This is a genomic window from Actinospica durhamensis, assembly GCF_018139695.1.
Taxonomy (GTDB): Bacteria; Actinomycetota; Actinomycetes; order Streptomycetales; family Catenulisporaceae; genus Actinospica; species Actinospica durhamensis.
The window spans coordinates 1-386 of the sequence record NZ_JAGSOG010000895.1 but is presented as its reverse complement, the minus strand read 5'-3'; the positions used below and the strand labels follow the sequence as shown (position 1 = coordinate 386).

Here is a 386-nt window from a genome sequence, read left to right as displayed (position 1 = left end):
CCGAAGAACTTGCCGATCGTGTAGCCGACCTGGTCACCGGTGACGGCGGCGATCACGATCAGCGTGCACACCAGCCACAGCGGCTGACTGATGTAGTTGCCCTCGGCCACGAAGAGCCCCGCTGTGAACAGCAGGGAGTCACCGGGCAGGAACGCGAAGAGTCCGGATTCCGCGAAGACGATCAGCAGGATGCCGGGGAGGCTGAAGGTCTCGATCAGGTAATCCGGGCTCAGCCACTCGGGGCCGAGCGCAAGGGTGGTCACGGGGCTGTGGCTCCTGCTGCTTGGGGGATAAGGGCCGTGCTGGTTGCCCAAAAGTATCAACGCAACCGTCAGAACCCGGGTTCCGCCCGGGTTCCACGGGGGTACCCAGGATGCACTGTGGCC

The 386-nt window shown here is 64.5% G+C and carries 1 pseudogene; it reads right to left on the bottom strand.

The features are described from left to right. Positions 1-263, bottom strand: a pseudogene (locus tag KDL01_RS42725) (DedA family protein); the annotation flags it as partial. Between the last annotated feature and the right edge of the window lie 123 nt (positions 264-386).